31 protein-coding genes and 5 pseudogenes are annotated in these 26,517 nt (G+C 52.1%); 19 read left to right on the top strand and 17 right to left on the bottom strand.

The window, feature by feature from the left end; all coding sequences use genetic code 11:
- The first annotated feature begins 52 nt into the window (after positions 1–52).
- The 4 genes from HV157_RS01555 (at position 53) to HV157_RS01570 (ending at position 3,628) form a co-directional block, all read left to right on the top strand.
- Positions 53–750 (top strand): IS1-like element IS1B family transposase gene (locus HV157_RS01555; protein ID WP_095033700.1). Its coding sequence is split into 2 segments (ribosomal slippage): positions 53–302 and positions 302–750, totalling 699 coding nucleotides; the frame shifts between segments, so codons are not numbered across the junction.
- Positions 751–782: 32 nt separating this feature from the next.
- Positions 783–1,502, top strand: a complete 720-nt coding sequence (locus HV157_RS01560) for a (Fe-S)-binding protein (protein WP_001102107.1) — start codon at positions 783–785, stop codon at positions 1,500–1,502.
- Between the two features lie 10 nt (positions 1,503–1,512).
- A complete protein-coding gene (locus tag HV157_RS01565; RefSeq protein ID WP_000023895.1) occupies positions 1,513–2,940 on the top strand; it encodes a LutB/LldF family L-lactate oxidation iron-sulfur protein in 1,428 nt (475 codons plus the stop codon).
- Complete coding sequence (locus HV157_RS01570) at positions 2,933–3,628, top strand: lactate utilization protein C (protein WP_000370412.1); 696 nt, start codon at positions 2,933–2,935, stop codon at positions 3,626–3,628. The genes HV157_RS01565 and HV157_RS01570 overlap by 8 nt, the downstream gene beginning before the upstream one ends.
- A 49-nt stretch (positions 3,629–3,677) precedes the next feature.
- On the opposite strand, the pseudogene HV157_RS01575 reads toward HV157_RS01570, so the two are convergent.
- A pseudogene (locus tag HV157_RS01575) lies at positions 3,678–4,058 on the bottom strand (gluconate permease); the annotation flags it as partial.
- A gap of 210 nt (positions 4,059–4,268) precedes the next feature.
- On the opposite strand from HV157_RS01575, the gene HV157_RS01580 reads away from it, so the two are divergent.
- Positions 4,269–4,580: a type II toxin-antitoxin system HigB family toxin gene (locus HV157_RS01580; RefSeq protein WP_000558568.1), complete on the top strand. Its 312-nt coding sequence runs from the start codon at positions 4,269–4,271 to the stop codon at positions 4,578–4,580.
- On the top strand, positions 4,577–4,996 hold the full coding sequence (locus tag HV157_RS01585; RefSeq protein ID WP_000990392.1) for a helix-turn-helix domain-containing protein: 420 nt from the start codon (positions 4,577–4,579) through the stop codon (positions 4,994–4,996). The genes HV157_RS01580 and HV157_RS01585 overlap by 4 nt, the downstream gene beginning before the upstream one ends.
- A gap of 36 nt (positions 4,997–5,032) precedes the next feature.
- Here HV157_RS01585 and HV157_RS26170 read toward each other — a convergent pair whose 3' ends face one another.
- From HV157_RS26170 to HV157_RS26180, 6 genes are all read right to left on the bottom strand, one after another.
- Positions 5,033–5,242, bottom strand: a complete 210-nt coding sequence (locus HV157_RS26170; RefSeq protein WP_020806042.1) for a hypothetical protein — start codon at positions 5,240–5,242, stop codon at positions 5,033–5,035.
- A 99-nt stretch (positions 5,243–5,341) separates the two neighbouring features.
- The gene (locus HV157_RS01590; RefSeq protein ID WP_249420784.1) at positions 5,342–6,235 is read right to left on the bottom strand and encodes a phage tail protein; all 894 of its coding nucleotides are present in this window, start codon (positions 6,233–6,235) and stop codon (positions 5,342–5,344) included.
- Positions 6,228–6,557 (bottom strand): hypothetical protein, encoded by a 330-nt coding sequence (locus HV157_RS01595; RefSeq protein ID WP_000121260.1) that lies wholly within the window; start codon positions 6,555–6,557, stop codon positions 6,228–6,230. Before HV157_RS01595 ends, HV157_RS01590 begins: the two co-directional genes overlap by 8 nt.
- Complete coding sequence (locus HV157_RS01600) at positions 6,554–7,213, bottom strand: maturation control protein (RefSeq protein ID WP_182268586.1); 660 nt, start codon at positions 7,211–7,213, stop codon at positions 6,554–6,556. The genes HV157_RS01595 and HV157_RS01600 overlap by 4 nt, the downstream gene beginning before the upstream one ends.
- A 423-nt stretch (positions 7,214–7,636) precedes the next feature.
- Positions 7,637–8,107 carry a Ref family recombination enhancement nuclease gene (locus HV157_RS26175; RefSeq protein WP_077629839.1) on the bottom strand — a complete coding sequence of 157 codons (471 nt, stop codon included), beginning with the start codon at positions 8,105–8,107 and terminating at the stop codon, positions 7,637–7,639.
- A 5-nt stretch (positions 8,108–8,112) separates the two neighbouring features.
- Entirely contained in the window at positions 8,113–8,253 is a 141-nt protein-coding gene (locus HV157_RS26180) for a hypothetical protein (RefSeq protein WP_004118614.1), read from the bottom strand.
- 292 nt (positions 8,254–8,545) lie between these two features.
- Between HV157_RS26180 and arsR the strand changes: the two genes are divergently transcribed.
- Genes arsR through arsC form a run of 5 tightly spaced genes read left to right on the top strand, consistent with a single transcriptional unit; the run spans position 8,546 to position 12,854 of the window.
- Positions 8,546–8,899: an As(III)-sensing metalloregulatory transcriptional repressor ArsR gene (gene arsR / locus HV157_RS01610; RefSeq protein WP_001114073.1), complete on the top strand. Its 354-nt coding sequence runs from the start codon at positions 8,546–8,548 to the stop codon at positions 8,897–8,899.
- A 47-nt stretch (positions 8,900–8,946) separates the two neighbouring features.
- Positions 8,947–9,309: an arsenite efflux transporter metallochaperone ArsD gene (gene arsD / locus HV157_RS01615; RefSeq protein ID WP_000783215.1), complete on the top strand. Its 363-nt coding sequence runs from the start codon at positions 8,947–8,949 to the stop codon at positions 9,307–9,309.
- A 17-nt stretch (positions 9,310–9,326) separates the two neighbouring features.
- Positions 9,327–11,078: an arsenite efflux transporter ATPase subunit ArsA gene (gene arsA / locus HV157_RS01620; RefSeq protein WP_000670196.1), complete on the top strand. Its 1,752-nt coding sequence runs from the start codon at positions 9,327–9,329 to the stop codon at positions 11,076–11,078.
- A gap of 48 nt (positions 11,079–11,126) precedes the next feature.
- The gene (arsB, locus tag HV157_RS01625) at positions 11,127–12,416 is read left to right on the top strand and encodes an arsenite efflux transporter membrane subunit ArsB (RefSeq protein WP_000922630.1); all 1,290 of its coding nucleotides are present in this window, start codon (positions 11,127–11,129) and stop codon (positions 12,414–12,416) included.
- A gap of 12 nt (positions 12,417–12,428) precedes the next feature.
- Positions 12,429–12,854, top strand: coding sequence for a glutaredoxin-dependent arsenate reductase (gene arsC, locus HV157_RS01630; RefSeq protein ID WP_000065758.1), 426 nt, complete (start codon positions 12,429–12,431; stop codon positions 12,852–12,854).
- Positions 12,855–12,884: 30 nt separating this feature from the next.
- Here the strand turns inward: arsC and HV157_RS01635 are convergent, their stop codons facing one another.
- Complete coding sequence (locus HV157_RS01635) at positions 12,885–13,289, bottom strand: ArsA-related P-loop ATPase (protein ID WP_001567357.1); 405 nt, start codon at positions 13,287–13,289, stop codon at positions 12,885–12,887.
- 8 nt (positions 13,290–13,297) lie between these two features.
- Complete coding sequence (locus tag HV157_RS01640) at positions 13,298–13,591, bottom strand: helix-turn-helix domain-containing protein (RefSeq protein WP_008324860.1); 294 nt, start codon at positions 13,589–13,591, stop codon at positions 13,298–13,300.
- A 24-nt stretch (positions 13,592–13,615) separates the two neighbouring features.
- Here HV157_RS01640 and HV157_RS01645 point away from each other — a divergent pair, with 24 nt between their 5' ends.
- Entirely contained in the window at positions 13,616–14,320 is a 705-nt protein-coding gene (locus HV157_RS01645; RefSeq protein ID WP_001067855.1) for an IS6-like element IS26 family transposase, read from the top strand.
- A gap of 51 nt (positions 14,321–14,371) precedes the next feature.
- A pseudogene (locus HV157_RS01650) lies at positions 14,372–14,554 on the top strand (transposase); the annotation flags it as partial.
- Positions 14,555–14,698: 144 nt separating this feature from the next.
- Here HV157_RS01650 and HV157_RS01655 read toward each other — a convergent pair.
- Both HV157_RS01655 and rpoH read right to left on the bottom strand, forming a co-directional pair.
- Complete coding sequence (locus HV157_RS01655) at positions 14,699–15,907, bottom strand: IS256 family transposase (protein WP_015386429.1); 1,209 nt, start codon at positions 15,905–15,907, stop codon at positions 14,699–14,701.
- Positions 15,908–16,134: 227 nt separating this feature from the next.
- The gene (gene rpoH, locus HV157_RS01660; RefSeq protein ID WP_001445939.1) at positions 16,135–16,992 is read right to left on the bottom strand and encodes an RNA polymerase sigma factor RpoH; all 858 of its coding nucleotides are present in this window, start codon (positions 16,990–16,992) and stop codon (positions 16,135–16,137) included.
- A gap of 142 nt (positions 16,993–17,134) precedes the next feature.
- On the opposite strand from rpoH, the gene HV157_RS01665 reads away from it, so the two are divergent.
- Positions 17,135–18,058 carry an IS5 family transposase gene (locus tag HV157_RS01665; protein WP_001118645.1) on the top strand — a complete coding sequence of 308 codons (924 nt, stop codon included), beginning with the start codon at positions 17,135–17,137 and terminating at the stop codon, positions 18,056–18,058.
- A gap of 200 nt (positions 18,059–18,258) precedes the next feature.
- Positions 18,259–18,956, top strand: a protein-coding gene (locus tag HV157_RS01670; protein WP_225858622.1) for an IS1 family transposase whose coding sequence is annotated in 2 segments (ribosomal slippage) — positions 18,259–18,508 and positions 18,508–18,956 — 699 coding nt in all. Because the reading frame shifts where the segments join, the coding sequence is not laid out codon by codon here.
- Between the two features lie 158 nt (positions 18,957–19,114).
- Here the strand turns inward: HV157_RS01670 and HV157_RS01675 are convergent.
- The 4 genes and pseudogenes from HV157_RS01675 to HV157_RS01690 form a co-directional block, all read right to left on the bottom strand.
- Positions 19,115–19,714, bottom strand: a pseudogene (locus HV157_RS01675) (IS6 family transposase); the annotation flags it as partial.
- 68 nt (positions 19,715–19,782) lie between these two features.
- Complete coding sequence (gene istB, locus HV157_RS01680) at positions 19,783–20,565, bottom strand: IS21-like element ISSen3 family helper ATPase IstB (protein ID WP_032140521.1); 783 nt, start codon at positions 20,563–20,565, stop codon at positions 19,783–19,785.
- Positions 20,562–21,584, bottom strand: a complete 1,023-nt coding sequence (gene istA / locus HV157_RS01685; RefSeq protein ID WP_000627495.1) for an IS21-like element ISSen3 family transposase — start codon at positions 21,582–21,584, stop codon at positions 20,562–20,564. The genes istB and istA overlap by 4 nt, the downstream gene beginning before the upstream one ends.
- Before the next feature lie 85 nt (positions 21,585–21,669).
- Positions 21,670–21,780: pseudogene (locus HV157_RS01690) on the bottom strand (IS6 family transposase); the annotation flags it as partial.
- Between the two features lie 584 nt (positions 21,781–22,364).
- Between HV157_RS01690 and HV157_RS01695 the strand changes: the two are divergent.
- Both HV157_RS01695 and HV157_RS26195 read left to right on the top strand, forming a co-directional pair.
- The gene (locus HV157_RS01695) at positions 22,365–23,357 is read left to right on the top strand and encodes a hypothetical protein (RefSeq protein WP_001145103.1); all 993 of its coding nucleotides are present in this window, start codon (positions 22,365–22,367) and stop codon (positions 23,355–23,357) included.
- Positions 23,358–23,413: 56 nt separating this feature from the next.
- Positions 23,414–23,544 (top strand): annotated as a pseudogene (locus tag HV157_RS26195) (ISNCY family transposase); the annotation flags it as partial.
- Here the strand turns inward: HV157_RS26195 and HV157_RS01700 are convergent.
- The gene (locus tag HV157_RS01700; protein ID WP_001445935.1) at positions 23,541–24,155 is read right to left on the bottom strand and encodes a DUF2913 family protein; all 615 of its coding nucleotides are present in this window, start codon (positions 24,153–24,155) and stop codon (positions 23,541–23,543) included. The pseudogene HV157_RS26195 and the gene HV157_RS01700 sit on opposite strands and share 4 nt — an antisense overlap.
- Before the next feature lie 53 nt (positions 24,156–24,208).
- Complete coding sequence (locus tag HV157_RS01705) at positions 24,209–24,490, bottom strand: hypothetical protein (RefSeq protein ID WP_001261568.1); 282 nt, start codon at positions 24,488–24,490, stop codon at positions 24,209–24,211.
- A 181-nt stretch (positions 24,491–24,671) separates the two neighbouring features.
- On the opposite strand from HV157_RS01705, the gene HV157_RS01710 reads away from it, so the two are divergent.
- Both HV157_RS01710 and HV157_RS01715 read left to right on the top strand, forming a co-directional pair.
- Positions 24,672–24,998 carry a C2H2-type zinc finger protein gene (locus tag HV157_RS01710; protein WP_004201125.1) on the top strand — a complete coding sequence of 109 codons (327 nt, stop codon included), beginning with the start codon at positions 24,672–24,674 and terminating at the stop codon, positions 24,996–24,998.
- A 480-nt stretch (positions 24,999–25,478) separates the two neighbouring features.
- Positions 25,479–26,474 carry an IS110 family transposase gene (locus HV157_RS01715; protein ID WP_000484486.1) on the top strand — a complete coding sequence of 332 codons (996 nt, stop codon included), beginning with the start codon at positions 25,479–25,481 and terminating at the stop codon, positions 26,472–26,474.
- Positions 26,475–26,517 lie beyond the last annotated feature (43 nt).

Below are 26,517 nucleotides of genomic sequence, written 5' to 3' on the forward strand. Positions count from 1 at the left end.
GATGCTGCCAACTTACTGATTTAGTGTATGATGGTGTTTTTGAGGTGCTCCAGTGGCTTCTGTTTCTATCAGCTGTCCCTCCTGTTCAGCTACTGACGGGGTGGTGCGTAACGGCAAAAGCACTGCCGGACATCAGCGCTATCTCTGCTCTCACTGCCGTAAAACATGGCAACTGCAGTTCACTTACACCGCTTCTCAACCCGGTACGCACCAGAAAATCATTGATATGGCCATGAATGGCGTTGGATGCCGGGCAACCGCCCGCATTATGGGCGTTGGCCTCAACACGATTTTCCGCCATTTAAAAAACTCAGGCCGCAGTCGGTAACCTCGCGCATACAGCCGGGCAGTGACGTCATCGTCTGCGCGGAAATGGACGAACAGTGGGGATACGTCGGGGCTAAATCGCGCCAGCGCTGGCTGTTTTACGCGTATGACAGGCTCCGGAAGACGGTTGTTGCGCACGTATTCGGTGAACGCACTATGGCGACGCTGGGGCGTCTTATGAGCCTGCTGTCACCCTTTGACGTGGTGATATGGATGACGGATGGCTGGCCGCTGTATGAATCCCGCCTGAAGGGAAAGCTGCACGTAATCAGCAAGCGATATACGCAGCGAATTGAGCGGCATAACCTGAATCTGAGGCAGCACCTGGCACGGCTGGGACGGAAGTCGCTGTCGTTCTCAAAATCGGTGGAGCTGCATGACAAAGTCATCGGGCATTATCTGAACATAAAACACTATCAATAAGTTGGAGTCATTACCGCAATGGAGTAGTTATTGTGAATGTAAATTTCTTTGTTACCTGTATTGGTGACGCACTGAAATCACGGATGGCACGAGACTCCGTATTGCTGCTGGAAAAACTGGGTTGTCGCGTTAATTTCCCCGAGAAGCAAGGGTGTTGCGGTCAGCCAGCCATCAATAGCGGTTACATCAAAGAGGCGATCCCCGGGATGAAAAACCTGATCGCCGCGCTGGAAGACAACGACGATCCGATTATCTCCCCGGCGGGCTCCTGTACCTACGCGGTTAAAAGCTACCCGACGTATCTGGCCGATGAACCGGAATGGGCGCTACGTGCTGAGAAAGTTTCCGCGCGTATGCAGGATCTCACCTCCTTTATCGTCAACAAACTGGGCGTGGTGGACGTTGGCGCCAGCCTGCAGGGGCGCGCTGTGTATCATCCTTCCTGTAGCCTGACCCGCAAACTGGGGGTGAAGGAAGAGCCGCTCACGCTGCTGAAAAACGTGCGCGGACTGGAGCTGCTGACGTTTGCCGATCAGGACACCTGCTGCGGCTTTGGCGGAACGTTCTCGGTCAAGATGGCCGAAATATCCGGTGAGATGGTGAAAGAGAAAGTCTTACATCTGATGGATGCAAAGCCGGAATATTTGATTGGCGCAGACGTCAGCTGCCTGCTGAACATTGGCGGCCGACTGCAACGGGAAGGCCAGCCGGTCAAAGTGATGCATATTGCTGAAGTGCTGATGAGCCGCTGAGGGGAAAGAGATGTCGATAAAAACCAGCGATGTAGAATTTAAACTGCGCATTCGTCAGCAGATAGAAGATCCGATCATGCGCAAAGCCGTGGCTAATGCGCAGGAGCGTATCGGCGCAAATCGGCAAAAAATGGTCGATGAGTTAGGCCACTGGGAAGACTGGCGCGATCGTGCCAGCCAGATCCGCGATCACGTTCTGAGCAACCTCGACGCTTACCTGTATCAACTCTCCGAGAAAGTGACGGAAAACGGCGGGCACGTCTATTTCGCCAAAACCAAAGAAGATGCCACTCGCTACATTTTGCAGGTTGCGCAAAGTAAAAATGCGCAGAAGGTGGTGAAGTCCAAGTCGATGGTGACCGAAGAGATCGGCGTCAACCATGTGCTGCAGGATGCCGGAATCCAGGTGATCGAAACCGATCTCGGGGAATATATCCTGCAACTGGATCAGGATCCGCCTTCGCACGTCGTGGTCCCGGCTATTCATAAAGATCGCTATCAGATCCGCCGCGTGCTGAACGAACGTCTGGGGTATGACGGCCCGGAAACCCCGGAAGCCATGACCTTGTTCATTCGTCAGAAGATCCGTGAGGATTTCCTCAGTGCCGAAATCGGTATTACCGGCTGTAACTTTGCCGTGGCGGAAACCGGCTCGGTGTGTCTGGTAACCAACGAAGGCAACGCGCGCATGTGCACCACGCTGCCGAAAACGCACATTGCGGTGATGGGCATGGAGCGTATCGCGCCGACCTTTGCCGAGGTGGATGTGCTGATCACCATGCTGGCGCGCAGCGCCGTGGGCGCACGTCTGACGGGCTACAACACCTGGCTGACCGGCCCGCGCGAGGCGGATAACGTTGACGGACCGGAAGAGTTCCATCTGGTGATTGTCGATAACGGTCGCTCGCAGGTGCTGGGCTCAGAGTTTCGCGATGTGCTGCGCTGCATCCGCTGCGGAGCCTGTATGAACACCTGTCCGGCGTACCGCCACATCGGCGGACACGGCTATGGCTCTATCTATCCTGGACCTATCGGCGCGGTGATTTCTCCGCTGCTCGGCGGCTATAAAGATTTTAAGGATCTGCCGTACGCCTGTTCTTTATGCACGGCCTGTGACAGCGTCTGCCCGGTGCGCATTCCGTTGTCGAAACTGATCCTGCGTCATCGCCGGGTGATGGCCGAGGAGGGCATTACGCCGAAAGCCGAGCGACGGGCGATCAGGATGTTCGCTTATGCCAATAGCCATCCGGGGCTGTGGAAAGTCGGGATGATGGCGGGCGCGCATGCGGCGAGCTGGTTTATCAATGGCGGCAAAACCCCGCTCAAGGTTGGCGCGATTGGTGACTGGATGGAGGCGCGCGATCTGCCTGATGCTGACGGCGAGAGCTTCCGCAGCTGGTTTAAGAAACATCAGGCGCAGGAGAAAAAGAATGGATAACCGTACCGCGTTTTTAAACACCATCGCCCAGGCGCTGGGTCGCCCGCTGCGTTTCGAACCGCAAGCAGATGCCGCGCCGGTTAACAACTATGCCAACGAGCGCCTGACCGAACTTAGCCCGCAGCAGCGCTGCGATGCGTTTATCCAGTTTGCCAGCGAAGTGATGCTGGCCCGCTGCGAACTGACCAGCGAGGACCAGGCCGCAGACGCGGCGCTGCGCCTGTGCGAAGAATTGGGTCAGCAGCCGGTGGTGCTGAGCGGCGACAGCCGGCTGGTGGAGCTGGGTATCACCGAACGCTTGCAGCAGGAATGCAACGCCGTGGTTTGGGACCCAGCGCGAGGTAGCGAAAATATTACCCAGGCAGAACAGGCGAAAGTCGGCGTGGTGTATGCCGAATATGGCCTGACGGAGTCCGGCGGCGTGGTGCTGTTTTCCGCACCGGAGCGCGGGCGTTCCCTGAGCCTGTTGCCAGAGTCCTCGATTTTCGTGCTGCGTAAAAGCTCCATTCTGCCGCGCGTGGCGCAGCTGGCAGAAAAACTGCATCAGAAAGCACAGGCCGGTGAGCGTATGCCATCGTGCATTAATATCATCAGTGGACCCAGCTCGACGGCGGATATTGAACTTATCAAGGTGGTTGGGGTACATGGCCCGGTGAAGGCGGTGTATCTGATTATTGAGGATTGTTGAGACAGGATGGAAAACCGCTCTGGCGCTGTGGGCCAGAGCGGTATTAACGTTATGCAATCATGCTGATGATCAACACGATAATCAGGCCAACCACGGAGTTCACCAGCTCCAGCAGACCCCAGGTTTTCAGCGTATCCTTCACCGACAGGTCAAAGTAGCCTTTGAACAGCCAGAATGAAGCATCGTTAATATGGGTCAGGGTGTTGGAGCCCGCCGCCGTTGCCAGTACCAGCAACACCGGGTCGACGCCGACCAGTTGACCGGTTGCCGGGTCGAGGATCGCTGCGCTAATAATCCCCGCCGCCGTCATGGCGGAGACCACGCCCTGACCCGTTGCCAGACGAATCAGCACGGTTATCAACCACGCCATGATGTAGGGAGAAATATTACCGTGCGACATCAGCATGCCGATGGTATCGCCGATGCCGGTAACCGGTGCGACTGTTACCGGCCTTGTGTCGTCTAACCATTCATCAAAACGGCCCATTCAGTGCCTCACTGACGGGGTTAATTTGCGTATGTGAGCACTGTATGGAGATTGTGAATTGCAGAGGCACTAATTATTTTCAGTTTCCAACTTGTCAACTCTGCGGGAGTGCGATATTATGTTTCCAAGATGGAAACACAAGGAGAGCGAAGGATGCACGTTGTATCGAGAGCACCTTTCGATACAGCCACCAGGCAATTCCCCAATCAGGCAGCGGCACTAGACGACGTATACCGGACTTTGAAGAGAGAGAACTACACTTCACCGGACGAAATGAAAAAACGATTTGCCTCGCTGGACAGAATGAAATATCGGGAGAAGTGGTGGGTGATCGATGTTGGCGGTGGGAATTTAAGGGTGATGTTTTTTGCTGATTTTGAACGTGGGAAAATCTTTATAAAGCACATAACCACACACGCCGAATACGATAAGCTGACAGATTTTTACCGGAGAACTAAAGAATGATGTACACCGATGCTATCCAGGCGGCAAACAGCCTGGTTAGCATTGTCCCCCTCCTGGGGGGCAATGCCTCTCGCAAGGACTATGAAGACGCGCTGACGCTGGTTGAATACCTGGTTGAACACGAGCCAGATCATCCGCTGGTGGACATGCTGGTTGCGAAAATTGCCCAGTATGAAGATGAGGCGGAAGAGTTCGCAGAGTTCAACGACCGTATTGCAGCGTTACCAAGTGGCGTGGCCCTGCTGCGTGTCCTGATGGACCAGCACAAACTGACTCAGAGTGATTTTGAGGAAGAGATTGGTAAGAAATCGCTGGTGAGCCGCATCCTTAACGGGACTCGCTCACTAACACTAGATCACATGAAAGCACTTGCGCGGCGCTTCAACATTCCGCCCAGCTCATTCATGGACGCGTAAAACAGCCCCCTGACCGAAAGGTTGGGGGCTTTTGTATTAACCCCTGCCTTTGTTTTTCACGTAGTCCAGGAAGCGTTTCTCGGCATCCTGACGTGATACACCAGTCATTACCATCGCATCAATAAACGCCTGGCGTTCCACCTTGAAACGGTCGGCGAGCTGCTGCAGCAGCACCTTGTTTTTATCCTGCTCGGCTTTAAGCTTTTGCTGACTTTCTTCTGCCTTTGCCCGTTGTTTTTGCGTCATTTTCCGGGCTTTTAACAGTTTGTCGCTGAGGGTGCGTAGCTTTGTACTGTCTCGCGCAATCTGATTACCCAGCGCTTTCTGGCGGCGCTGGTATTTATCCTACTCCTGACGCATCGCCCCCTGGTTAGTCTGTGAGTTACGGTTCTTGTTGAATCTTTTCCGGTCTTCCTCAGTGAAATGCTTAGTAGTACGTCGTTTGTCGTCACCGAACCCTACACGTTTAGCGGCCTGCAGCATGGCCTGACCGATCCGCAATTGCCAGCTTGCCGACTGGAGTCGGGTCATTGCGTGGATCACGTGCTTACAGGCGATCCCTTTGAGATTAGGGTTACGGATTTTGGGGAAGGCATATTCTTTTGGCGGTGCCAGGGCAAAGTTACCGGCGGTCGCGATGTAGCGATACCAGTATTGATGACGCCCACAATCACAATCGAAGGATACGCGACCGGCACACAGCTTTTTCGTCACTTTTACCGCGCTAGTCTCATCCCCCAGCTCATCAATCAGTGAATCCCATTCCTCAAAGCGCACTTTTACGCAGTGATGCTGGTCTTCGGAGCGATCTGAAGCCTCCACGCTGACTGTGACGACGTTATGTTTCAATGATGAAGGCACGGCGCGCTTAATGCCGGAACCGTCGTCTACGGCGTTGTTAGCACGTTTAACGTCGATCGCCTCACTTCCGGCTATGAGCTGGGCATAGGTGATCCCGGCTATGCCTGAATTGAACGTCTGTCGAATATCCTTGCGGCGACCTTCAAATGCCTTTAGATCTTCGACGGTGAAGAACGTACCGCCTTTTTTCTTCTTGCCCAGCGAGATGATATCTTCGGCTGTTTTGTTCTTCAGTGAAAACGGCGTCAGAGTGCGGCGAGCAGCGCGGCGCTTGCTTCGCTTATCCTTCTCAATCTGGTTGAATAGGCGTTCGAACTCGCGCGCGCTTAGGCCTTCTGTCTGGTATCGCCCGTTACTGGCGCGGGGAAAATCAGCCACTGATTAACTCCACTGTTCCCGACGCATAGTCTCGCATCCGGTCACGTATCCAGGCCACCGGCGGCACGGTTAACGTTGTGCCAACCGGCATGGCTTCAGTTTCAGATTCATGCCCCACCAGCAGGCGGAATACCCAACGTAATTCTTCATTGCCGTAACAGCGAAACGCCGACAAATCAGAACGGTAAACCTCATCTGGCTTGATGGTGTAAGAGATGTTGTCGGCGCTGTAGCTGGTGGCCCGTGCAATGACTTCCTGATGAAACAATGCCAGCAGGATAGGATCGTCAATTGTGCGGTCATCCAGGCGGTTGTAACTCATAGAATGACCTCGTTATCACTGATCCGCTGCCCGGTTAGCGATGGCGGAACTGCGCTTGCGCTGGTCACTTCCTGATGCTTAATGAGGTTCCCGAAAACGCGTAATAGCGGGTGCTGCTCGCGTTCTTCGCTGCCGCCGGTCATGGCTTTGATGTACGCAGCTGAGGTGACAGGATGGTATACCGTGGCAAAACAGCACATGATCGTGAGCAGATGCTCAGGTCGAATATCCTGCCAGTTGATGTGATACACCTCGTCACCGGCGGCGTTGTAATCAATGTCCACGATAGAAGACGGGATCTCATATGCGCCGGGGTTTTTCTCAGGAAGAGAAATGACTTTCTGGAGGCGCAATTCGTTGTAGCGCTCGATGCCGACGAGAACGGCTGCGCGCGAGTCTGTATGTCGCGTCTTCAGTGAAACATGGTGAGCGCCGCTTTCACTAGCAATGGTCCCACTGGTTTCATCCACCAGCACCTTAAAGTCAGCTTTAAGCAGCTTCTCGATGGCGGGGATCACCTTTACTCGTTGTTGTTTTAATGAGTTGGGGAGTGATTTCGGGATGCTCATTATCAGGTTGTTGTCATCGTCATAGATGGCAGTGACATAGAGCGGGTTTGATGTTGAGAGACTGAAAACAGCTATTTTTTGACTCAATTTTCTATCCTCCAGAAAGCAAAAAGGCCGCGATTGCGGCCCCTTACTGGCTATTGATGTTCCCAACCGCGCTAAAGCAGGAAGTTAAATTGTCAAAAGTACCCTCAAGGGAACACAAAAGCTGCGAGGATTTTATGCGGTTTGTACTTTGTGTTTTTTAGCGTCAAGGAATTATTTACCGCCCTGCAGCCGGTTATGGTTCGTCTTCGTTGTCGGGGTTTGCATTGTTATGCCAGTCCCGCTGTTCCTCCGTATTGAGGCCGCACGGCGGCTCTGTCTTACTCCACTTACCAGCCCACCAATATTGTCCGTTTCGGCGCTCACAGGTTCCGCAAATCTTGCAAATATGGAGTTTGGTCAATCCATCCAGTAAGTATACGTGACCGTGGGGATTTAAGGCCCGTTCCGTTGTTGTGCGAGCCATTAGCGCCCCTCTCTGGTTATTCCAGCCTGTTTGTAGGCCATGAGTAGCAAATCCTCTTCCGAGGCGTTCAGGCGCGTAAATTCGGCCTTTCCGCCAACGTTTCCGCTGGCATGAACCGGCACCAGCCACGGGTATTGCTCGCGATCTGCTTTTGGGGCCGCGTCCTGGTGATGCCACCGGCACAACGGTAAAACATCCATATGCGCGCCAGCTGCAGTGCGCCCATTTACATGATGCAGACTGACAATTAGCTGGTGGTGCTTATGCAGCCAGCAAGCGGTGCAGGGGAGTTTGGCTAACGCATCCATTACGCGCCGTTCGTCTGCAGTTGGGGTTCGGCCTTTCAGTCCTCGCGTTGAGGTTTTGCGGGGTTTGGTAAAGGTAAGTGTTGTACGTGGTTTCTGTGCCGATTCCTGTCGCTTAATGCGCTGTTTTTCACGCTGCGCTTCCTGATACTCCGGCGAACGGATACGGGCTAATCGTTTTTCGGCGGATCGTTGTGCTGCCGCCTGGCGTTTTTCCTGTTGATGTTGCCGATAAGCTGGGTCAGCCAGCTTGGTCTTCTGACGTTCGCGCTGCCGTTGCGCTGCGATTCGCTGTTTTTCGTAGAGTGCATCCCGATCCTCTGTACTAGGGGTCTGAGGGCCAATGGAACGAAAACGTACGCTAAGGAAATAACCAATTGTTATAATTGATATTATTCATTCTTCTCTATGAACTGAAAGCCCGCACTAAGCAATGTTTTAGCCTCAAATGACTTTTTTACCTACCCAACTAACGTAACGATCGCACATCAGGTCGTTTTTCAACCGCATAGTGACACCTGCACTCACATGCGAGAAAACACATATGATTTTGACTTCTTGTTTTGGTGGAGAGACAATACCCATTCATAGCAGGAGTACATAATGCCAGAAATTGCATCCCTACAACTTTTCAAAATACTATCTGATGAAACCCGCCTGGGTATCGTGCTACTGCTCAGGGAGATGGGGGAGCTGTGCGTATGCGATCTCTGCACAGCGCTGGAACAATCACAACCCAAGACCTCCCGCCATCTGGCGATGCTTCGGGAAAGTGGCCTGTTGCTGGATCGCAAGCAGGGGAAATGGGTTCATTATCGCTTATCCCCGCATATTCCTTCCTGGGCTGCCCTGGTGATTGAGCAGGCCTGGTTAAGTCAACAGGACGACGTACAGGCCATCGCCCGTAAGCTGGCATCCGCCAACTGCTCTGGCAGCGGTAAGGCTGTTTGTATCTAAAAATTTTGCCTGTACATATATGTTTTTACGAATATGATGTGTTAAAGATGAAAATGTTAACGGTGTTTGATCCGGCGATGTGCTGCAGTACCGGCGTTTGTGGTTCAGATGTCGATCAGGTTTTGGTCAATTTTTCTGCTGATGTGCAATGGCTGAAAGGGCGTGGGGTTCAGATCGAACGTTATAACCTGGCGCAGCAGCCTATGAGCTTCGTTGAGAACGAAAAAGCGAAAGCATTCCTTGAGGCTTCTGGAGCTGAAGGGCTTCCGCTGCTGTTGCTTGATGGTGAAACGGTGATGGCCGGGCGATACCCAAAACGCGCTGAACTGGCTCGCTGGTTTGGTATACCGCTGGAAAAGGTGGGTTTAGCTTCCACCAGTTGCTGTGGTGGTAAAACTTCCTGTTGTTGAGTATGTCAGGAGGACATATGAAATTCTTAGAGAATATCCCGTCTTACCTGTTTTTCACCGGTAAGGGAGGTGTAGGCAAAACTTCGATTTCCTGCGCAACGGCTATACGTCTGGCTGAACTGGGAAAGCGTGTTCTGCTTGTCAGTACCGACCCGGCTTCCAATGTCGGTCAGGTATTCGATCAGACTATCGGTAACACTATCCAGCCCGTAACTGCTGTGTCTGGTCTTTCGGCTCTGGAGATTGACCCGCAGGACGCCGCCCAGCAATACCGCGCCAGAATCGTTGACCCTATTAAAGGTCTTTTGCCTGATGACGTTGTTAACAGCATCAGTGAACAGCTTTCAGGAACTTGTACGACAGAGATCGCTGCATTCGACGAGTTTACTGGCTTACTGACTGACGCTTCTCTGCTGACCCGCTTTGATCACATCATTTTTGATACTGCCCCAACTGGCCACACTATTCGCCTTCTTCAGCTTCCCGGAGCCTGGAGCAGCTTCATCGAAAGTAACCCGGATGGTGCTTCCTGTCTTGGTCCAATGGCTGGGCTGGAAAAACAACGCGAGCAATATGCTCATGCGGTTGAGGCATTATCCGATCCTGAACGAACTCGCCTTGTGCTGGTCGCGCGATTGCAAAAATCAACACTGCAGGAAGTCGCTCGTACTCATGACGAATTATCAGCTATTGGCCTTAAAAATCAGTATTTAGTCATTAACGGTGTCCTGCCTGCGAGCGAAGCAGAACGTGATGCACTGGCCGCTGCAATATGGCAACGGGAGCAAGAGGCGCTGGCAAATCTTCCTGCCGGGTTATCTGATTTGCCGACAGACAACTTATACCTGCAGCCGCTGAACATGGTTGGTGTATCCGCATTGAAAGGCCTGCTCAACGAACACGCTGAGATAACATCGCTTCCTGAACAAAGCCCACAGAACAAGCCAGAGAATATGTCGTTGTCTGTCCTGGTTGATGATATCGCCCGCAGTGAACACGGTTTGATTATGCTGATGGGCAAAGGTGGTGTGGGCAAAACCACAATGGCTGCGGCTATCGCCGTCAGTCTGGCGGATAAGGGTTTTGATGTGCATCTCACCACCTCAGATCCTGCTGCACATCTCAGTACAACGCTCAATGGCAGCCTCAAAAATCTGCAGGTCAGCCGAATCAACCCTCACGATGAAACTGAACGCTATCGTCAGCATGTTCTTGAGACGAAAGGCAGGGATCTGGATGAGGCTGGGAAACGGCTGCTCGAAGAGGATTTACGTTCTCCTTGCACAGAAGAGATTGCGGTGTTCCAGGCGTTTTCACGCGTAATTCGTGAAGCTGGCAAACGGTTTGTGGTCATGGATACGGCACCTACCGGGCATACGCTATTACTGCTTGATGCTACCGGGGCTTATCACCGTGAGATTGCCAGGAAGATGGGGGATAAAGGTCATTTTACCACTCCGATGATGCAGCTTCAGGACCAGGAACGTACCAAAGTTTTGCTGGTCACTCTGCCTGAAACCACACCTGTACTGGAAGCGGCAAACCTGCAGTCCGATCTTGAACGTGCGGGGATTCATCCCTGGGGCTGGATTATCAATAACAGCCTTTCGATTGCACAGACGCAATCGCCGCTGCTTTGCCAGCGCGCCCTACAAGAGCGTCCTCAAATCGAGGTTGTGAAAAACCAGCATGCAAGCCGCATAGCGTTAGTACCGGTAATGGCTGCAGAGCCCACTGGCATCGAGAAACTCAGAGAGCTGGTTGTTTAATTTTTTTTGTATATACAGGGCGGCAAAGCCGTCCTGTCTGGAGGATTTATGTTACTGGCAGGCGCTATTTTTGTCCTGACCATCGTTTTGGTTATCTGGCAACCGAAGGGATTAGGGATCGGCTGGAGTGCGACGCTGGGCGCGGTACTGGCGCTGATCTCTGGCGTAGTCCATTTTGGTGATATCCCTGTAGTGTGGAATATTGTCTGGAATGCGACGGCGACCTTTATTGCCGTGATTATTATCAGCCTTCTGCTCGATGAATCGGGCTTTTTCGAATGGGCGGCGCTGCACGTTTCACGTTGGGGTAACGGCCGCGGGCGTTTGCTGTTTACCTATATCGTTTTGCTCGGCGCAGCGGTGGCGGCACTGTTTGCCAACGATGGTGCGGCATTGATTCTGACGCCAATTGTTATCGCCATGCTGCTTGCATTAGGTTTCAGCAAAGGCACTACGCTGGCATTTGTCATGGCCGCCGGGTTTATTGCCGATACGGCCAGTCTGCCGCTTATCGTGTCCAACCTGGTTAACATCGTTTCTGCAGACTTCTTTGGGCTGGGTTTCACTGAGTATGCGTCGGTAATGGTGCCGGTGGATATCGCAGCCATTATCGCCACGCTGGTGATGCTGCATCTGTTCTTCCGCAAAGATATTCCGCCAACTTACGACCTGGCTCTCCTGAAAGCACCGGCAAAAGCGATTAAAGATCTGGCAACCTTCAGAACCGGCTGGATAGTGTTGATCCTTCTTCTGGTTGGCTTTTTCGTCCTTGAGCCGTTGGGTATCCCGGTCAGTGCGATTGCTGCTGTAGGGGCTGTCATTCTGTTTGCGGTGGCGAAGCGAGGCCATGCCATTAACACTGGCAAAGTGCTTCGCGGTGCGCCATGGCAGATCGTCATATTCTCTCTGGGAATGTATCTGGTGGTCTATGGTCTGCGTAATGCCGGACTAACAGAATACCTCTCCGGTGTGTTGAACGTGCTGGCAGATAAAGGACTTTGGGCCGCGACGTTTGGTACTGGCTTCCTGACGGCTTTCCTCTCTTCCATCATGAACAATATGCCTACCGTGCTGGTTGGTGCTCTCTCTATTGATGGCAGCACTGCAACAGGCGTTATCAAAGAGGCGATGATTTTTGCCAACGTGATTGGCTGCGATCTTGGACCGAAAATTACACCTATTGGTAGCCTGGCAACGTTGCTCTGGCTGCATGTCCTTTCACAGAAGAACATGACCATCACATGGGGATACTATTTCCGCACCGGGATCGTCATGACTCTGCCTGTGCTGTTTGTAACGCTGGCCGCGCTGGCGCTACGTCTCTCTTTCACTTTGTAATGAGATACTGATATGAGCAACATCACCATTTATCACAACCCAGCCTGCGGCACGTCGCGTAATACGCTGGAGATGATCCGCAACAGCGGTATCGAGCCGACCGTTATTCTTTACCTTGAGACTCCACCTTCACGCGATGAGCTGCTCAAACTCATTGCGGATATGGGTATTTCCGTCCGGGCGTTGCTGCGTAAGAACGTCGAGCCGTATGAGGAACTGGGTCTTGCAGAAGATAAATTTACTGACGACCAGCTCATCGACTTTATGCTACAGCATCCGATTCTGATCAACCGTCCGATCGTAGTGACGCCACTGGGAACTAAACTTTGCCGTCCTTCAGAGGTTGTTCTCGATATCCTTCCAGATGCCCAGAAAGCGGCTTTCACCAAGGAAGACGGTGAAAAAGTCGTTGATGATTCAGGTAAAAGACTGAAATAAAGACGAAGGGGGCATTTGCCCCCTTCATTATTACTTCGCCATATCTTCCAGCAGGTCAATACCAACCGGCTCTTCGCTCTGTAGCGCTGTTAATGCAATACGCTTTGCATACTGCTCTTCCACATCAGAGATGAGAGGCAGCTCGCGGTTCGCCCTGATCTTCAGGAAAGGCGAAGACGGTTGAGCAGCTGCCAGGCTGTTATTAACGACCCATGCCCACGGCTCGATGCCAGCTCGGCGTAGATCCTGCTGCAGGTTAGTGGCTTCCAGTACAGGTGTCGTTTCGGCAAGCGTCACGATAATCACCTTCGTCTTCTCCGGGTCTGCTGCTTTTTCGCTATCACCTGTCTTCGATGTCAGAAAGCGAGAGAATTCGGCTTCATGCTGTCGCCAGAACACACTCATGCAATTGTTGAATGCCTTTACATCACTCATGTTCGTCCTCAAATTTTGCTCAGATTAACCCGGCTCTCATCTTCCAGAATTTTATAAACAGTGGAACGGGCAATACTGAGCCGGCGGGCAATATCTGTTGCACCAGTTCCCTGCTGATGAAGTGCCAGTACACTATTTCTGTCGATGATGCGCTTTCGGCCAAACCGGATACCTTTCAGCCTGGCCTCCTGCCGTCCTTCGTTCGTACGCTCCAGAATCCTCCTGCGTTCGGCCTGGGCTACAGCTGAAAGAATGGTCACAACGGCACTGTTGCAAATAGTCGGTGGTGATAAACTTATCATCCCCTTTTGCTGATGGAGCTGCACATGAACCCATTCAAAGGCCGGCATTTTCAGCGTGACATCATTCTGTGGGCCGTACGCTGGTACTGCAAATACGGCATCAGTTACCGTGAGCTGCAGGAGATGCTGGCTGAACGCGGAGTGAATGTCGATCACTCCACGATTTACCGCTGGGTTCAGCGTTATGCGCCTGAAATGGAAAAACGGCTGCGCTGGTACTGGCGTAACCCTTCCGATCTTTGCCCGTGGCACATGGATGAAACCTACGTGAAGGTCAATGGCCGCTGGGCGTATCTGTACCGGGCCGTCGACAGCCGGGGCCGCACTGTCGATTTTTATCTCTCCTCCCGTCGTAACAGCAAAGCTGCATACCGGTTTCTGGGTAAAATCCTCAACAACGTGAAGAAGTGGCAGATCCCGCGATTCATCAACACGGATAAAGCGCCCGCCTATGGTCGCGCGCTTGCTCTGCTCAAACGCGAAGGCCGGTGCCCGTCTGACGTTGAACACCGACAGATTAAGTACCGGAACAACGTGATTGAATGCGATCATGGCAAACTGAAACGGATAATCGGCGCCACGCTGGGATTTAAATCCATGAAGACGGCTTACGCCACCATCAAAGGTATTGAGGTGATGCGTGCACTACGCAAAGGCCAGGCCTCAGCATTTTATTATGGTGATCCCCTGGGCGAAATGCGCCTGGTAAGCAGAGTTTTTGAAATGTAAGGCCTTTGAATAAGACAAAAGGCTGCCTCATCGCTAACTTTGCAACAGTGCCTGAAAGCCAGCATCCGTGCCAGGGTGGAGCACCCGTTTCGCATCATCAAGCGGCAGTTCGGCTTCGTGAAAGCCAGATACAAGGGGCTGCTGAAAAACGATAACCAACTGGCGATGTTATTCACCCTGGCCAACCTGTTTCGGGCGGACCAAATGATACGTCAGTGGGAGAGATCTCACTAAAAACTGGGGATAACACCTTAAATGGCGAAGAAACGGTCTAAATAGGCTGATTCAAGGCATTTACGGGAGAAAAAATCGGCTCAAACATGAAGAAATGAAATGACTGAGTCGACCCTGTACACGATTCTGTGTAAATGCCTTTTCTCAGAAGTGACCGTCCAGGCGGTCACCGAACTCGATAATAAAGCGGCTCATTGCCATACGCCAGTCCCTCAGCGGCATCGTCCATTTCTGTGAGGCCGCCTGGATTGCCAGCCACACCACCTTTTTCACCGCGTCGTCCGTCGGGAACACCTTACGCTTTTTGATAGCATGCCGGATCACGCTGTTCAGTGATTCTATGGCGTTGGTGGTGTAGATGACTTTGCGGATGTCTGCCGGGTAAGCGAAGAACGTCGCCAGGTTGGCCCAGTTTGCCTGCCAGCTTCGGCTTATCTGCGGATAGCGGCTGTCCCAGGCTGCGGCGAACGCTTCCAGCGCCTGCTGGCCTGCTTCTTCCGTCGGTGCCTGGTAAATCGCTTTCAGGTCGCGGGTGACGGCTTTGTAGTCCTTCCAGGAGACGAACCGCAGGCTGTTGCGCACCATATGCACGATGCACAGCTGGATGCGGGCCTCCGGATACACCGCGTTGATGGCGTCCGGGAAACCTTTCAGGCCGTCAACGCAGGCAATGAGGATATCGTTCAGGCCACGATTCTTCAATTCTGTCAGCACATTCAGCCAGAACTTCGCCCCTTCATTTTCGGCCAGCCACATCCCCAGCAACTCTTTCTGGCCTTCGATATTAATGCCCAGCGCCAGGAACACTGATTTATTGATGACACGACTATCCTGTCGGACTTTCAGGACGATACAGTCAAGATAAACAATGGGATAGACTGCATCCAGCGGACGATTTTGCCATTCGACAACCTGCTCCATGACCGCATCGGTGACCTTTGAGACCAGCGCGGGTGAGACATCCGCGTCATACAACTCTTTGAACGCGGCGGCGATCTCGCGTGTGGTCATCCCTTTGGCATACAACGATAAAATCTGGTTATCCATGCCGGTAATGCGGGTCTGGTTTTTCTTCACCAGTTGGGGTTCGAAGGAGCCATCACGATCGCGTGGGGTACGTAGTTCCAGAGGGCCATCGCCGGTGGTAACGGTCTTTGTGGAATAGCCGTTACGGGAATTAGCCCCCAGTTTGGGCTGATTTTTATCGTAGCCCAGATGGTGGGACATTTCGGCGTTGAGAGCCGCCTCAACGCTGATTTTCTTCAGCAGGCGATCGAACTGGTTGAGATCGTCAGGGGTTTTGAGATTTTTGGCCAGTTCGTTAGCCAGAGCCTGCAACTGTTTTTCGTCCATAAATTAACCTGCTTTTGATGTTGGATTGAACATATCAAAATCAGGCAATTACACAAATTTATGTACAGACTCACTGAGTCAGCCGAGAAGAATTTCCCCGCTTATTCGCACCTTCCTTAACGCTCAGGGCTGCGACATCAGCAGACCTGCTGCCATATCATTCGTGTAATGTTTTTTTTCGCAAATGACACGCCCCGTTTTTATGGCTGTCACCAGAACATCAAGTGTTATATGCCAATCGCCATGCGTAATTTCTTCATGGCGTTGTTTTCAAGCTGTCTCACGCGTTCTGCTGATATACCGTAGCGTTCTGCCAGTTCATTCAGTGTGGCTTTATTTTCGTCGTCAAGCCAGCGTGCGCGGATGATCTCCTGGCTTCTTAGATCCAAGGTATCCATTGCGACAACCAGACGGTCTGATACCTGACTATCCCAGTTATCCTCTTCAATCATTCCGGCAAAATCCGAGGATTTATCCTGCAAGTAGAGTGAAGGAGAAACAGGCCGATAGTTATCTGATTCATCATCCGGGTACATATCGTAGGCCATGTCCTGTGCTGACATGCGGGACTCCATTTCCTGGACGTCTTTTACCGAAACCCCCAGCTCCTGGGCGACCATGTCCACTTCATCCTGATTAAACCAGCCGAGTCGTTGTTTAGTTTTGCGTAGGTTGAAGAATAATTTTCTTTGCGCTTTAGTTGTCGCAACTTTCACAATGCGCCAGTTACGCAATACATACTCATGAATTTCAGACTTGATCCAGTGAACCGCGAACGAAACCAGTCGGACACCAACGTCCGGGTTAAAACGTCGCATAGCCTTCATCAGACCGACATTTCCTTCTTGAATTAAATCGGCTTGTGGTAAACCGTAACCAGAATATTGTCTTGCGATATGAATCACAAAACGCAGATGCGAAAGTATCAGGTGTTTTGCTGCATCAAGGTCATCATTTTTTTGCAGGTTGCTGGCTAAACGTTGTTCTTCCTCTTGTGACAACATGGGACATGAGTACGCTGCTCGAATGTAGGTCTCCAGATTGCCAACAGGTGCTAACGCTAAGTTAGTAATTTCTTTCGTCATTCAGATCCTCTCTATAAGTGACATATTCACTATGCCGGGCTATTAGAGTAATACGGAGTTTAGGCGGCTTTGTTGAATAAATCGAACTTTTGCTGAGTTGAAGGATCAGATCACGCATCCTCCCGACAACACAGACCATTCCGTGGCAAAGCAAAAGTTCAGAATCACCAACTGGTCCACCTACAACAAAGCTCTCATCAACCGTGGCTCCCTCACTTTCTGGCTGGATGATGAGGCGATTCAGGCCTGGTATGAGTCGGCAACGCCTTCATCACGAGGAAGGCCCCAGCGCTATTCTGATCTCGCCATCACCACCGTTCTGGTGATTAAACGCGTATTCCGGCTGACCCTGCGGGCTGCGCAGGGTTTTATTGATTCCATTTTTGCCCTGATGAACGTTCCGTTGCGCTGCCCGGATTACACCAGTGTCAGTAAGCGGGCAAAGTCGGTTAATGTCAGTTTCAAAACGTCCACCCGGGGTGAAATCGCACACCTGGTGATTGATTCCACCGGGCTGAAGGTCTTTGGTGAAGGCGAATGGAAAGTCAGAAAGCACGGCAAAGAGCGCCGTCGTATCTGGCGAAAGTTGCATCTTGCTGTTGACAGCAACACACATGAAGTTGTCTGTGCAGACCTGTCGCTGAATAACGTCACGGACTCAGAAGCCTTCCCGGGCCTTATCCGGCAGACTCACAGAAAAATCAGGGCAGCCGCGGCAGACGGGGCTTACGATACCCGGCTCTGTCACGATGAACTGCGCCGCAAAAAAATCAGCGCGCTTATTCCTCCCCGAAAAGGAGCAGGTTACTGGCCCGGTGAGTACGCAGACCGCAACCGTGCCGTTGCTAATCAGCGGCTGAGCGGAAGCAATGCACGGTGGAAATGGACAACGGAATATAACCGTCGCTCGATAGCGGAAACGGCAATGTACAGAATGAAGCAGTTGTTGGGAGATTCACTGACGCTGCGTGACTACGATGGTCAGGTAGCGGAAGCTATGGCCATGGTGCGTGCGTTGAACAGGATGACAAAGGCTGGGATGCCAGAAAGCGTGCGTATTGCCTGAAAATCCAGCCAGCTACAGGGTCGTTCGCAAGAAATCTTATTTATTCAACAAAGCCCATCCAATTATGAAAAAATTATGAATGCAACATGTTGACGAGAAAATCTGATGGAAAAAGTTTACCTGTCTGGTATTGTCAGGAAAACCGGGTAATGCTGCCAACTTACTGATTTAGTGTATGATGGTGATTTTAAGGTGCTTGCGTGGCTTCCATTTCCATCAGATGTCCTTCCTGCTCCGCTACTGAAGGCGTGGTGCGTAACGGCAAAAGCACTGCCGGACATCAGCGCTATCTCTGCTCTCATTGCCGTAAAACATGGCAACTGCAGTTCACTTACACCGCCTCTCAGCCCGGTACGCACCAGAAAATCATTGATATGGCCATGAATGGCGTCGGATGTCGCGCCAGTGCACGCATTATGGGCGTTGGCCTCAACACGGTTTTACGTCACTTAAAAAACTCAGGCCGCAGTCGGTAAACTCGCGCATACAACCAGGCAGTGATGTGATTGTCTGCGCTGAAATGGACGAACAGTGGGGCTACGTCGGTGCTAAATCACGTCAGCGCTGGCTGTTTTACGCGTATGACAGGATACGGAGGACGGTTGTGGCGCACGTCTTCGGTGAACGCACTCTGGCCACACTGGAGCGTCTTCTGAGCCTGCTGTCGGCCTTTGAGGTCGTGGTATGGATGACGGATGGCTGGCCGCTGTATGAACCCCGCCTGAAGGGAAAGCTGCACGTTATCAGCAAGCGTTACACTCAGCGCATTGAGCGACATAACCTGAATCTGAGACAACATCTGGCAAGGCTGGGACGGAAGTCACTGTCGTTCTCAAAATCGGTGGAGCTGCATGACAAGGTCATCGGGCATTATCTGAACATAAAACACTATCAGTAAGTTGGAGTCATTACCCAGGTTGCGGAGGCTATGGCCCTGGTACGAGCGCTGAACAAAATGACGAAAGCAGGTATGCCTGAAAGCGTGCGTATTGCCTGAAAACACAACCCGCTACGGGGGAGACTTACCCGAAATCTGATTTATTCAACAAAGCCGTCTTACATTTCAAAGACTCTGCTCACCAGACGCATCTCGCCCAGGGGATCGCCATAATAAAATGCTGAAGCCTGGCCTTTGCGTAGTGCTCGCATCACCTCGATTCCTTTGATGGTGGCGTAAGCCGTCTTCATGGACTTAAATCCCAGCGTGGCACTGATTATCCTTTTCAGCTTACCATGATCGCACTCAATAACATTATTGCGGTACTTAATCTGCCTGTGTTCAACATCAGGCGGACACTGGCCCTCGCATTTCAGCAACGCCAGCGCGCGTCCATAGGTGGGAGCCTTGTCAGTGTTGATGCGACGGGGAATTTTCCAGCTTTTCACGTTGTTTAAAATTTTACCCAGAAACCGATATGCCGCTTTGCTGTTACGGCGTGAAGAGAGATAAAAATCGATGGTGCGTCCTCTGCTGTCAACGGCACGGTACAGGTAAGCCCATCTGCCATTGACCTTCACGTAGGTTTCATCAATGTGCCAGGGACAGAACCTGGAAGGGTTTCGCCAGTACCAACGCAGTCGTTTCTCTATTTCAGGTGCATAACTCTGAACCCAGCGGTAAATCGTGGAGTGATCAACGTTGACACCGCGTTCTGCTGTCAACAACGGGTAAAAAGTGATCCACTTACCGCCACCACCAACGGTTTAATATTGATCCACCTTGTTTACTCAGGATTAGCTTCAGCGATAACCCCGGCCTTTCGTTTCTGCTTCAGTCGATAGCTTTCCCCTTTTATTTGCACGACGTGTGAGTGATGTAAGATCCGGTCCAGCATCGCCGATGTCAGCGCTGCATCACCGGCGAACGTCTGATCCCACTGCCCGAACGGCAGGTTGGAGGTCAGGATCATCGCGCTCTTCTCGTAACGTTTGGCGATGACCTGGAAGAACAGCTTGGCTTCCTCCTGACTGAACGGCAGATAACCTATTTCATCGATGATAAGCAGCTTCGTGGCCATGACACCACGATTGAGAGTCGTTTTGTAACGGCCCTGACGCTGTGAAGTGGACAGCTGTAGCAGCAGGTCCGCTGCTGTTGTGAAGCGAACCTTGATGCCCGCCCGTACTGCTTCGTAGCCCATGGCTATCGCCAGATGCGTTTTTCCCACGCCCGATGGCCCCAGCAACACGATGTTTTCGTTACGCTCTATGAAGCTCAGGGATCGCAGCGACTGGATTTGCTTCTGAGGAGCGCCGGTGGCGAAGGTGAAGTCGTACTCCTCGAACGTCTTTACCGCCGGGAAGGCTGCCATCCGCGTGTACATCGCCTGTTTACGCTGATGCCGGGCCAGTTTCTCCTCATGTAACAGATGCTCCAGGAAGTCCATGTAGCTCCATTCCTGATCCACCGCCTGTTGCGACAGCGCCGGCGCTGCGCCGATAAGACTGTCCAGCTGGAGCTGTTCGGCAAGCACCATCAGCCGTTGATGTTGCAGTTCGACCATCATGCGGCTCCTCTGCAGAACGTGTCATAGATGGAGAGCGGATGATGCAACGGCTGCCTGTCGAAGGTCATCAGGCTTTCATCAACCTGCACGTCATACTGTTTTTTCTCCGGTGGCAGTGCCAGCATGGATTGCTGTTCCTCCACCCAGCGATCGCAGGGGCGGGTCTGGATAGTTTCATGCTTACGTTGATTGGCCACATCGTACAGCCAGCGCAGGCCGTAACGGTTTGCGGTTTCAACATCGACGGTGATCCCCATCGGACGCAGGCGTGTCATTAACGGGATATAGAAGCTGTTGCGGGCGTACTGCACCATCCTCTCCACCTTGCCTTTAGTCTGCGCCCTGAAGGGACGGCACAGGCGGGGAGAGAAGCCCATCTCTTTGCCGAACTGCCACAGGGAAGGATGGAACCGGTGCTGCCCGGTCTGGTAAGCATCACGCTGCAGCACCACCGTTTTCATATTGTCGTACAGGACTTCCTGCGGTACACCGCCGAAGAAGCTGAACGCATTGCGGTGACAGGCTTCCAGCGTGTCGTAGCGCATGTTGTCGGTGAACTCGATGTAAAGCATTCTGCTGTATCCCAGAACAGCGACGAACACATGCAGGGGTGACTTGCCGTTTCGCATGGTCCCCCAGTCAACCTGCATCTGCCGTCCGGGCTCGGTTTCGAAGCGAACGACCGGTTCTGCCTGTGCTGGCAGGGTCTGTTTACGGATGAACTCTCTCAGGATAGTAAGCCCTCCACGATAGCCCAGCTCCATGATTTCCCTGGCAATAACGGTCGCCGGGATTTTGTAGGGATGCGCATCGCTGATCCGCTTAGAGATGTAATCACGGTATTCATCGAGCAGTGATGATGGTGCCGGGCGTGGTGAATACTGCGGCTTTTCAGATTTGGCTTTCAGGTGGCTGCGGACAGTATTGCGCGAAATACCCAGCTCCCTGGCAATGGCCCGGATACTCATTCCCCGCTTGTGCAGGACTTTAATTTCCATACGAATCTCAAAAGTGATCATAAGCTCCCCTGTATTCAGAGGAGCAGATTAACCCCTGGATCAATTTTCAACCGCTGGGGTGGATCAGTTTTGCACCGTTGGTAACATCTGCCAGCATCTCCTGCAGTTCACGGTAGCTAATGCCGTATTTACAGTACCAGCGTACCGCCCACAGGATAATGTCACGCTGAAAATGCCGGCCTTTGAATGGGTTCATGTGCTGCTCCGTCAGCAAAAGATGACGATAAGTTTATCACCTGCAGATTTTTGCAACAGTGCCAAAATTAGAACTGAAAGAGGGAAGACGGACCAGAAACACAATGATGCCTATTCGCGCTGGTTAATTGAACAGGCAGACAGAAAAGAAAAGGAAGAATTCTCGCGTTCGTTCAGCAGGTGACGCATTGACATCCACCCCGGCACAGTCCGCTGAAGGAATGGCAGTTCCGTTCACCACATTTGCTAAGACATCAGGACTTACTTTGTAATCTGGAAGTACATCGAAGTTGCAACAATAGTACTCTATTGCGTGACGTAGATTCGTGACGTATAGTTACTGCAACTTATTTGTTTATAACTACCGTCAGGTACAAAATTATGTCTCCCGTACAAGCTAAACAAAAGCAGCATGAACGCTACGAAGCCGTAGCGGTGCAGGTTTTGCGTGGTCGTGCCGGTTACAAACCTGCCGTGAAAAGCCGCTTCAGTAAGTCAGCTAGTAGCAAATTCGCTCATACTATCGCTTTTGCCTGATCCTGAACTTTGAGGCACAATAAACCATCATTCGCTGATGGTTTTTTTATGCCTGTTCAAGACGTTATTCCCCCCTATGAGCAGATGTACCTGCTAAATCAGCAGCTGATCTGCAACGCTGATCAGTTCAAACATGCCGTTATCACAGTTGGCGGTCAGGCTGTGCAATACTGGATATCCTATTATCATGCACAATACGGCGACAGATTGCCTGATGAGCGCCTCACCACATCTGTTGACTGCGACTACAGCGCCCGGAAAGATGATATTGCGGCTATAGCAAAAACGCTCAACGTTAAGACGTGGGAGAACAAAGACGGTCAGCCCCCATCCCTTGCGCAGTTTATGCTTATCGATCAGGATACACACGATATCAAACGGGATGATGGACGCTTATTTGCCGTACCGGATGCGCCTGACGAGCCAAATGTGGTGGATATTATCGACCGCCCCGGAGGCTTTGACCGTTCTGATTTTCAGGGGAAAAAGCTTTACCTGTATACCGCCCCGTTTTATGTAGAAGCAACCGGCCCCGGCATGCCTGAAATGAATGAAAAGGTAAGGGTATTGAACCCTGTCGCCTGTATGCGCTCGCGCTTTAGCAATCTGATTGCCTTGCGCCGTGATGCTGAAATTGAAATTGCGCGTATTAACGCGCTCAAGATCCCGTGTTATTTCTTTCTCATCGAACAGTTTGATGAACAGCCGTTCAAAGTTGCACGAGGAATCTTTATGGATTTATGGAGGCTCGCGAATGACGAAAGCTGTCTGCGCCATCAGGCCTTCTGGCATAGCTGGCAGGGGCCGCTTCTTGAAGGGCAACAAAGTAACAACATCACTCTGATTGATGTGTTGGAAGGCGTACATGTATACCTGGAAGGGCATCTTGATGACTTTGAAATACCGGAAGCCTTTGTCACCAAAGAAGTACCGCTAAAGCTCGCACAGCTGCGTGAACGCTGGGAGCGTTACGTGGTACTCAATGCTGAATGGGCAGCAAGAGGGCGCAGGGGATTTGAACGTAATCCCCGTGATGATTAGCCTCCTTTGGGCTGAAAAATTTGCGCATGTGCAAACCACCGGAGCACACGCTAATAGGCCGTTCAGAAGGTGAGCGTCAGGCCACTCTGAAAATTGCCCGTACCATGCTGCAGAACGGCATTGACCGCAATACTGTCATGAAAATGACCGGTCTGACTGAAGATGACTGGCACAAATCCGCCACTAATCCCCCTTTCCTGGCACTCTCTGCCGGGCCATCAGTGAAAACTGGTGGCCCGGCAGGGAGGCACCAGACTCAGGCTCAGCCTGCCAGCCACAGCGATTTAACAGTTTCATTATCCCAGTTACGTTCCCTGTCAGACGTACTGTCAGCGGATTTGTCTGTTGGCCATTGTCGTCAAAAGCGGCATCAAGGTTTGTCCGTAAGAGATAAACACCGTTTACTCCAGGATTGAGTACCAAAGCATATCGTCCGGCCCATTCTCTGTCGCTCATTACGCGGTAATTCCAGCCCATGTCTTTCGCTGTTTCCAGCGCATACGTCAGCCGGAACATGTCGTTCTGTTCAGTCAACTCGCCGCTGCAGGAGCGCCAGACATAGCCCAGTTTGTCGGCCAGCTTAGCTCTCACACCCAGCAAACGCCCCTGATTCAGTAACCACCCGATATCCTGTGCCACATCGCGCGAGAATCGCCGTTGCTTCAGTGCTGCCGCGAGCCAGCGGGTGAGAAAGAGATTTTCCTGTGCGGGAGAGAGTTCTCCCTGCTCCTGTCTGGCCAGTGCCAGCGCGACCAGTGCACACCATGCCAGATGGCCTGTTTTTTCTGTCAGCGTCATAACAGATACCTCCCTTCAGTCTTACTGATTCCCTGGTCTTAAATCTCAGTTGTTCAGCTCTGTACAGTCGGTCTCAGCTGCCATGTTGCCCCACCAAAACAGGTCACACCGACCACCTGCTCCCAGGTTTCCTTCTGCTCCAGCAGCTTCTCCAGCGCATGAAAGTCCGCGCGCGAGAGCACAATATCTTCCCGCTCGCCGGGCGACTCCAGAATATACCCCTCAGGTATCCGCGTGGCCGATTCACCAGCCTGCCGTGAGGATATGCGGTAAAAGGTTTTGATGCATCCTCCGCGAGTGAGGGCATCGAGGATGATGCTTTCGGCAACGCGCATGACTGGCTCCGGTTAAAAGTGTTTCACGTCTTTGCCGGTGTGCAACTGGCGACGCTCATCATGCCGCGTAGTGCTTCCACAGACAACGGCTTTGCCTCATTGCCCCGGTGGACCATCGCATGGCAGTTCGGGCAAGGAATGCTATGGTAAATATAACCTTCCCCTTACACTCATGAAGCTTATGGAAGAATTATTCACTTGTCCGATATGTAAACTCTCATTTGGCCATAAAGCTAGGTTGAGAAAGCATATAAAAAAGCATACGAAATCCCTTGAAAAGAATCTCGCTAAGGCCAACTCAACCAAAAAGGCTGAGCATGAAAAGATGCTTATTCAGGAGAGGATTGCAAGGACAGGTAGCGCTTTTAAAAATGAATCGGAGAGAAATAAGTACTTTGAAAGAAGGCGTGCTGAAAACCCCATATTTGATATCGATACGCCGATCAGAAAGGCCTCGTTTATAGTGAATGCCGGTGCCTTTGGTTTGGGTAAATCCAGAAAAAACTAGCCGTTTTTTTGGCAAAAGCAGATCTAATGTCCCCGTGGTGAGTATATAAAAAATTACGGGGAGCTAAGCGACCTTCGTCTAGCTCTCTTCTTGTTTTTTTGCCGCAGCGGACTCTCGCGTGCGTCAGACACAAGTGGCGCAGGGGACGGGTTTTTGATGCGCGTCAGCGCATGGGAGGCGCCATGCGCCGGAGCCCCCCGCAGCGAAGCGAGGACGAAAAAAGCATTACGGCTTCAGCCGTAATACCCCCCCACACTTGTATCTAACAGTTTGTGGTGATTAGCTACCACCACTGAAGCAGAGTGAGCCGCGCCCTTCACTTAAGGTCAGAAAAGCCAGCACCGCTGAACCTTGATTTGCAGCATATGGCCCTCCGCTTCACCTTTCACGCCAGCACATCAGGTTGAACGGTTACCGGGAGCTCGACTCCGTATGTACAAGGCGAACAGGCGTGACGGTTTATGTGAGAGGAGTTTGACCATGTTTCCAGTCGGCATTGACGTAAGTAAAAACACCCTGGATCTTTGCATACTGTATGACGGTATCAAAGGACGCATAAAAACCCGTAACATCCAAAATAACAGACATTCAGTTGAAAATATTCTTCGCTGGCTCCGGCTCCAGCACTGCGGTCCTGAGGATGTTCATGTTGTGATGGAAGCTACCGGTGTTTATCACGAACGGCTGGCCACTGAGTTACATGATGCCGGTTTCCGGGTTTCTCTGGCCAACCCCCACCGCAGTCGGGAGTTTGCACGCGGCATGGGAATAATGACAAAGACGGATAAGGTGGATGCGTATATGCTGGCCTGTTACGCATTCCTTAAGAAGCCACACTACTGGGAGCCGCCGGCACCCGAAATAAGATATCTCGGTGCACTCCTGCGACGGCGGGATGTTCTGCTGGGTGATGCCCTGCGTGAGGAGAAAAGGCTGGAAAAATACCTGTCGACAGACACACCTGCAGATATTATCAGTTCCTGCAGGCGTATGGCGCAGCTTCTGCGCGAGGAGGTAAGTAATATCGAGCGGCAGATTAAAGCACATATCAAAGCCAGCCCTGCACTGAGGCGTGATTATACACTGCTGAACTCAATTAAATCGGTTGGTCCCCAGTTGGGGATGCATATGCTGGTCGTGCTTCGCAGCCATAACTTTGCATCAGCTGAGCAGGCTGCCGCCTTTCTGGGCGTGGTGCCGATCGAGAAACGCTCAGGCACATCGGTCCGGAGCCGACCGCGGATGTCGAAAATCGGCCCCCCTCAGTTGAGAGCGAAGCTTTACATGTCCGCCCTGTGCGGAAAAATCTACAATAAGCGAATGCGTAATATTTACGATGAGATGTGCCTGCGGGGTAAACCTAAAATGGTAGCCATTGGCGCGCTGATGCGGAAACTGGTGCACTGGTGTTATGGCGTCCTGAAGACCGGAACCGTTTTTAATGACGAAGGTCTGAAACAAGTACTGTCAACCTGACTATACCTGGCTGGCATTAAACTCAATGTAACGCTCACAGCAG

The organism is Enterobacter sp. RHBSTW-00318, from assembly GCF_014101375.1.
In the GTDB taxonomy this organism is placed as follows: domain Bacteria; phylum Pseudomonadota; class Gammaproteobacteria; order Enterobacterales; family Enterobacteriaceae; genus Enterobacter; species Enterobacter ludwigii.